This is a genomic window from Pedobacter sp. AK013 (genome assembly GCF_014205835.1).
Classification (GTDB): Bacteria; Bacteroidota; Bacteroidia; order Sphingobacteriales; family Sphingobacteriaceae; genus Pedobacter.
In genome coordinates, this window is sequence record NZ_JACHCQ010000010.1 from 138,520 (window position 1) to 146,310 (window position 7,791).

Consider the following 7,791-nt stretch of genomic DNA (forward strand, 5'->3'; position numbering starts at 1 on the left):
TATGCTGTGGCTGGCGGCTAAAATGGGGTTGCGAAAGTATTAAAAAAAGCGTTAAGAACTAAATTTTTTTAAAATAACTCGCTGGTGCCCAAATGAGCGTTTACAATGCGGGTAATCTGCTGGCCAAGTTCTTTTGCGTTGCCAATGCCTACGCTTTTAAGGGCTGCTAGCTGGTCGGTAGTTCTGGGCATTTTTTCGGCAATAGAAAGTAGTGCCAAATCAGAAAGTATGGCATAATCGGGAGTACCTCGCTGCAGCGCGATTGTTTTGCGCCATTCGACCAGGTTTTTATAAACCTGCGGATTGGAAATCTCTTTTTGCTTAATGCTTGGTTTAACAAGTTTTTTCTCTGGCTGTTTATTGGCTGCTGCGTGCAAAGTGCTGATATAATCTTTGATCGAAAAGGGGTTCCACGAAATTTTAAATAAAGCCAGCTTGATCTGGAGGGCATCTTTACAATCATTTAATACTGTAAGCAATTTATCAGAGTGGGTATCATTATAAAAGTTGATGGCCACAATTCTTGCCATTAAGGTAATGAGCTGTTCCAGTTTTGGAACGAAATAATCAGATGCTTGCTGTAAACGTTCCATAAAAGCCGTTTCATTTGCCGGATTTTTATCGGTGTTTATTTTCGAAAATTCCTTTGTAATAAAATTTCTGGCTACTTTAAAGATTTCGTGCTGAAGAATCTGGTTTCCTTGTTCGTAAATAGATAAAAAGGCATTTTTCTCGTCTTTGTCCATTAGTTTGGAGCGCCCGAGTTTTTCCCAATCCTTGGCAACCGGCGAGAAATCGAGAAGCTCATGAATCAGCCCCCAGGCATATTGCTGTGTATAGTGTGCCAGCAGATCAGCCGTAGGTTTATCCTGGTGAGCGGCTTTTGTAAAACTGATTACTTTGACATCGGTAATGATATTTTCGGAAACTACAGGCGATTTTAGGATAAGTCCTTCCAAGCTTCTGCAACGGCTCAGTGCTACGTAAGCCTGTCCGTGGGTAAATGCAGTGCTCACATCAACTATCGCCTGATCGAAAGTTAATCCCTGGCTTTTGTGTACAGTAATGGCCCAAGCCAGTTTAAACGGGTATTGAGCGAATGATCCGGTGCTGGTTTCGTCAATTTTATTTTGTTCGTCGCTCAGGCTATATTTAACATTTTGCCAGATTTCTTTTTCTACTTCGATTTCCCTGCCACCGTTAGTGAAAGTTACTTTTATCGAATCTTCACTAATCGCTGCAATTTTTGCCGCTTTCCCATTGTAAAATTGCTTTTTCCCCGATGAATCATTTTTGATAAAGATAACCTGTGCACCCAGTTTTAACTGGAGTTTTTCGTCTGTAGGATAGGCATCTTTAGGAAAATCGCCACTTACCACTGCATTGAATTCGAAAATTTCTCCGGGTAATTTATCTAAACAGCCCTGGTTAATTTCGTTAACCAGTTGGTTGTGTGTAGTTAAAGTAATGTAATCATCTTTCCATTCCTGATCTAAAGATGGGTCGTAACGTTCATTCAGTTTCGCAAGAAGGTCGGCACTGAGGCTGTTTTCTCGCATCCCGTTCAAAATATCAAGAAATACAGGGTCTGATTGACGGTAAACTTTATCTAAGGTAAACGTAAGCATTGGCGTAGACCTGAAAACCAAGCTATCGAAAAAGTAGGGGCTGGAGTAATAACTGCCCAGGATATGCCAGGCATCATGAAAAATAGGAGATAGCTGGTAAAGATCGCCGATCATTAATAGCTGAACGCCACCAAACGGACGGTTAGTACCCTTAACACGCTTTAAAGTACGGTCGATAAAATCAATCAGATCAACCCTAACCATACTAATCTCATCAATGATCAATAAATCAAGGCAGCGTAATAACCTTGTTTTTTCATCTGCGTATTTAAAATTCGTTTCCGCATTTTCATCAACAACGGGAACCAAAGGGCCGAAAGGAATTTGAAAAAAGGAGTGGAGCGTTACGCCACCAGCATTTATTGCCGCAACAGCAGTAGGTGCAACAATGGCGAAATTCTTTTTTGTGGTATCCCTAATCTTGCGTAGAAGGGTAGTTTTACCCGTTCCAGCTTTACCGGTTAAAAAAACAGGCTGGTTGGTGGTGGCTAAAAAATCTAAAAGAAGTTGGTTGTCCGGGTCGGGCGTATTCATATCAATTACAAAATTAACCTATTCGATATTGATTTGAGAATAGATTAATCAGTGTTTTATCCACAATTTTAGTCAGAAAAGAGGATCAATAAAATGAAAATTAAAATTAAGCGCTTGAAAATGAGTTTATATTCGTTCTTTTTATGAAAAAATGCCGAAAACATTTTCCTAATTTCAATTCAAATTTGTAACATTGCACTCGCAAAAAAGGAATACCTTTTTTCCGGGCCTATAGCTCAGCTGGTTAGAGTAGAAGACTCATAATCTACGGGCTAAAGAATTGAAAATAAGCTTTTTAAGCTTGACGTTTTAAAAACAGTTCAGAAAATTTCATCAATTTTCTAAGCAAAAAAAAAGATGTTAAGGTCTTGAAAAATTTGTTTAAATTTGCCTCACGCAGGTAGCTAAAATATGCGTAAGGGCCTATAGCTCAGTTGGTTAGAGTAGGAGACTCATAATCTACAGAGCTATTGAATTGAAAACAATCATTTTGAGCTTAACTTCAGACCAAACCTTTGAGGGTTTTTCAAAGGGAAAAAAGATGAAGCCAACTCAATAAAATTGTCTAAATTTGTCTCATGCAGACAGCATTTGAAGCGTAAGGGCCTATAGCTCAGTTGGTTAGAGTAGGAGACTCATAATCTCTTGGTCGCTGGTTCGAGCCCAGCTGGGCCCACTAAAAACCGTCTTACAAAGAAATTTGAGGACGGTTTTTTTGTTTTTCTGATGCTGATTACCGTCAGCAACTATGCTTTAGGATGCCCACTAAATGCATGTTTTACATAATTTTTTGTTTAACTCCACGCAAAACCGTTACAAATACGTTACAGTTTTTTGCGTGCTAATTTCAAGGATTATGGCAACCGTTAGCGCCAAGGTGTTCGAACATCACAAAAAAGCAGATGGCACCTACAATGTAAAAATCTGTGTCCACCACAACAACCAAAGAAGGTACATTGACACAGTTCACTATGTGGTTAAAAAACAATTGACTAGTTGCAGAAATTATCAAACTCCATAAAAGCGTGGTAAGCGTAAAAAGTGAACTCGGAAATGGGTCTGAATTTTCTTTTACCCTGCCATTGGTGGTACCCCAAAAGGCTTAGGTGGGCAAACCAGTTTGATTGACTCGCCATTTTCGAGCAATACATAATACGCTGACTGAAAATAAATATCTGTTGGATCGTTTTTGGCGAAGAGGGATCAATAGCTCGTAGTCTTTTCAATTACACTAAGTTACTTAACTTATTGCCAAATAATGGACAATAGACTCGTGAACATAGTTTTCCATATCGCCATAATCTCGAAAATCCTCTTAAGAAGTACCCCTGAAAAGCAGGTAGTTTAAATTAGAGATAGGTCTTTGAACTCCCATGTTTTATATGTTGGCCTTAATTTATGAAAATATCAATGGAATAGATACGATTAATTCAGTTCCTTTTACATCTGAATGTATTTTAGTTTCGCCGTTAAGGGATTGAACGCGTCGGCGGATGGATTGCAAACCTATAGTTTGGTTCCCATTCCTGAGTTTTTTTTCATCTAAACCAATTCCGTCGTCGTTGATGGTCAGTAGCAGGGTATCTTCTTCCTCGTAGATCAATATTCCTACATCTTTAGCTTTGGCATGTTTGATAATATTAATGATCGCCTCCTGTATAATTCGTAGCAGTGCAATTCGTATATCCATATCTACACCTATCAAAGCGTCGCTGTCGATCTGAATAGTTTTATTATATCGGCTGTCGGGGAGAGAACTATCTGCAAGTAGTTTAATCTGCTTTTCAAAAGATAGTTCTTGCTGTTCATTAGCGGCCCTGAACCATTTATGGCTTTTGTTTCGCGCTGCTCCATAAGCGTTTTCCACTTCCTTTTGGAGCATGTCCAATTTTTTTTTCAAGTCAATATCACTTGTATCCATCATGAGTATTTCTAATTGATATTTGATGGCGGCAATGGACGATGAAAGGCCATCGTGAAGTTCTTGTCCAAGCCGTCGCTGCTCTTCCCTTACCGCTTGGTGCTTAGCCTCTTCCATAGACATGATTTGCATATTGGCCATATCGTTGAGAGCTTCTATCTGAGCTTTCGCTTTTCTGTCGCGACGGAGCATGATGAGATAGATGGCCAGTACAATCATCGCTGAAGAAAATGAAATGATTATCAACCATAGGGTCCGTTGCGCGTTTTTTTCGTTTAATAACTTATTTTGGTCCCGTACAGCATTGTATGCGACATAATCATTGATAAACTTTTTTGATTTTTCCCATTCTGCTGTAATCGACTTATCCAGTTCAAAATAAACTTTAATGATTTCGTCTTTATCTCCTAGTTGTTCCGCTACTTCTAATGCATTATGTAAAATGTATATTTCCAAGGAGCTGTCTCCATTTTTTTGTGCCGCCTCATAAGCCTGATAGAGATATTCAAGCGCTTTTTTAGGATTGTTCTCATTAAGCTCTGTCAGCAGGAAGAGTGCGTTGATCAGCATATCTGTGTTGCCAATACGCTTGGTATCAAGTAGCGCTTGTTTGGCAAGTGGTAAAGCTTCCCGTAACCGGCCTTTTGAACTTAACAAACGTCCTTGCCATAGCCGATTGTAAATCAGCATGGTTTCATCTTTGTAGCGGTTTGCAATCTCCTTGGATTTGTCCAGATAATATTGAATGCTATCCTGCGGAAGATCTGGATTACGGAGACAATAGTGCGCATATACCTTGGACATGATACTATCTTTTTCCAGCTTTTTTCCCATTTGGATAGTCTTTTGCAAAAGTGAAATAATCTTAGCCCTATCGGAGATGCCCTTGTTCATAACAGCGGTCATATCCAGGTATATGGTAATGATTTTTTCGGTATCGTTAAGTTGCTGATACTGGGATAATATCTTTCCGAGCAGTTCCAATGATTCTGCATATAACCCTCTTTTATAAAAAGCAAAGGCAATTGAATGGTCGGCCTCTGTTTGGCCCTTCTGGTAATGTATATTAGCAGCCATATCCTTGGCTTTGACGCCATAGTAAAAACAGCTGTCGGCATTTCTGGTTCTGTAAAGTGTCCCGAGTTTGTTTAAGCTGTTAATAAGGGCGATACTATCTTTGATTGAAGATAATCCTTGTAATTCCTGCTCGATTTGCCGGATTTGGCCATGTGTGGAGTTGACACCAACATAAACCAATAAAATAAGGATCAAACATCGTTTTCGTAATAAGTAAGGCATGATTAATAGGGATGATAATATCAAAAATAAAAGATGGATTATTCATCAATTGTAACTCGCAAAAAATTGAAAAGATTATCAAATTAACTCCTGCGCGCGTGCATAGGCTAACAATTCCGTAATGGAATTTACGTGCACTTTCGACATCATTTTTCGTCGATGTGCTACGATCGTATGTTTACTGAGGTATGTCTTCTCGGCAGTGTGGGCAATTGACAATCCTTGCGCAAAATACTGCAGAATCCCCAGTTCTCGGGCTGTAAACGGTATTTTTCTCTTGGTACCCGTATCATCAACAATTTTACTGATTACGGGGCATATATACTGTTGGCCATGCGATATGGTAGTCAGGCATTGGAGTATCGTATCAAACCCGGATGATTTGGATATAAATCCCTGGGGCTTATAATTTAGAATATTTGTAATTACTGCCGGGCTTATGGTCGAACTCATCATAATGATCATGAGTTGCCGATTTAAACGCTTTATCTCATTGATAAGCATTAGCCCGTTTTCATTTTTTAGATAGTAATCCAAAAACAGGTAAATTTTTGTTTTTGAGTTTTTTATGAGAAAATGTGTTAACTCTCTTTTGTCATTAAGTGTATGGACAGCGTTAAAAAGTTCCAATCGCTCTATCAGTGCCGAAAAAGAATCGGCAAATAGAAGATGGTCATCAAAAATAATGGCTACTGTATTGGCTTTCTCCATATATACGCCTATTTGTTAATATAACAAGAGTATGGAATTCAGTTTGTTATAACAATTAGTAATTATTAATAATATTTACAACTAATATAATGTTTTTTATTGCATGCAGCCCTGAAAAATCTAAGTTGAGTAAGTAACAAGATACGTAACAAATTATTGCTATTATTATAAATAATATAACATGATATTGCTATAATGATTAATCTACGTTTATCAGTTATAATAAAGTGTCTTTTTTCTCATAGATTTAATTGATCAACACAACAAAAATAAGTGAACAAATTATGATGAATACCAATTGGATTATTTGCGAAACAAAATCTAAATAACGTATCGATCAGGTTGATTTGAAATTTAATTTTTATTGTAAAATGTATTTAACCATAAAGAATGCACAGATGATACATGTTGTTCCGGCTTCAAATGGACGTTTTTTAGATGTTGATATTGACGAAGTAAAAGTTGAAGATATACTCAGCCATATTGATATTGTTGTTGCCATTAAATATTATGGCATAACAGAACTATTGGACACAATTGGAGAGGAGCAATTGAAATCACATTTGGAATGTCTTTAGTTTATTACAGATTTTTAAATTCGTAAAATACTTCTCGGCTTGTCCTGTGACTAGAGCGGAAAGTTTGAAAGCGAAGAGTTTTTATAAACTAAAATCCTATTTTTTAATAATGCCTTGAGGCTTACTCAAGGGTGTTTATTTGATGAAGGTGTATCATTTATTCTTATTCGATTTGCGACAAATTATTTCAATTGTCGAAAGCTTAACAAAAAAAATGTAGGATAGGATAAGAAAAGATAGTAATACTCTATTCTGTAGCTCTTAAATATTATAATTATAAAAATATGCATAAACGACTATTATTCAGTTTAGTTTTTGTATTGTGCATTTCTATTGCATTTGCCCAACAGAAAATTAAAGATGGTACGGTAACCAATGGAAATTTGCCAAACAAAGACGCCCTTTTGGAGCTGGAAAGTGCAAAAAAAGGTTTATTACATGCACGTGTAGCGCTCACATCAACAAACGACCCATCGCCAACCTCGGCTCACGTGGCAGGTATGATGGTTTACAATACTGCTACGGTGAATGACGTAGTCCCTGGTATCTATTATAATGATGGGAGTAAATGGATTTTTGTGAAAAATTCTTCTATTACTTTGATAGAATCACAGCCCGGAAGAACGGGTCAGCCTGGTACACCAGGACAGCCGGGTGGACCAGGGACTGGTGTAGTTATTGTTAATAATGATAGTGGGGTGTGGGTTTATAATCCTACTACGAACACTTGGACAAATGTCATTGGTTCCGTCGGACCGCAAGGTCCTGCGGGAACTAATGGTACCAACGGTACTTCTGTAACCAGCGGTACGACTTTGCCGGTTACCGGCACTAACGGAGATACGTTCATAAATACGACCACGGGTGAGACCTATGTCTTTAACGGCACGACCTGGGTGTCCAACGGCAATATCCGCGGTCCGCAGGGAACTAATGGTACCAACGGCACCAATGGCACAAACGGTGTTGATGGCAAGTCTGTAACCAGCGGTACGACTTTGCCGGCTACCGGCACTAACGGAGACACGTTCATAAATACGACCACGGGTGAGACCTATGTCTATAACGGCACGACCTGGGTGTCCAACGGCAATATCCGCGGTCCGCAGGGAGCTCAAGG

General features: G+C 38.6%; 4 protein-coding genes, 1 tRNA gene and 1 pseudogene. 3 read left to right on the top strand and 3 right to left on the bottom strand.

Annotation, left to right across the window (positions count from 1 at the left end; translation table 11 throughout):
• Nucleotides 1–68 precede the first annotated feature (68 nt).
• Nucleotides 69–2,162, bottom strand: coding sequence for an HRDC domain-containing protein (locus HDC90_RS09270; RefSeq protein ID WP_184465675.1), 2,094 nt, complete (start codon nucleotides 2,160–2,162; stop codon nucleotides 69–71).
• 602 nt (nucleotides 2,163–2,764) lie between these two features.
• On the opposite strand from HDC90_RS09270, the gene HDC90_RS09275 reads away from it, so the two are divergent.
• Nucleotides 2,765–2,838, top strand: a tRNA-Ile gene (locus HDC90_RS09275).
• Between the two features lie 720 nt (nucleotides 2,839–3,558).
• Here HDC90_RS09275 and HDC90_RS09280 read toward each other — a convergent pair.
• Together HDC90_RS09280 and HDC90_RS09285 are read right to left on the bottom strand one after the other, a co-directional pair.
• Nucleotides 3,559–5,382, bottom strand: coding sequence for a sensor histidine kinase (locus HDC90_RS09280; protein WP_184465676.1), 1,824 nt, complete (start codon nucleotides 5,380–5,382; stop codon nucleotides 3,559–3,561).
• 78 nt (nucleotides 5,383–5,460) lie between these two features.
• On the bottom strand, nucleotides 5,461–6,093 hold the full coding sequence (locus HDC90_RS09285; protein WP_184465677.1) for a response regulator transcription factor: 633 nt from the start codon (nucleotides 6,091–6,093) through the stop codon (nucleotides 5,461–5,463).
• Between the two features lie 371 nt (nucleotides 6,094–6,464).
• Here HDC90_RS09285 and HDC90_RS09290 point away from each other — a divergent pair, with 371 nt between their 5' ends.
• Nucleotides 6,465–6,671 (top strand): hypothetical protein, encoded by a 207-nt coding sequence (locus HDC90_RS09290; RefSeq protein WP_184465678.1) that lies wholly within the window; start codon nucleotides 6,465–6,467, stop codon nucleotides 6,669–6,671.
• Between the two features lie 284 nt (nucleotides 6,672–6,955).
• Nucleotides 6,956–7,791: pseudogene (locus HDC90_RS09295) on the top strand (hypothetical protein); the annotation flags it as partial.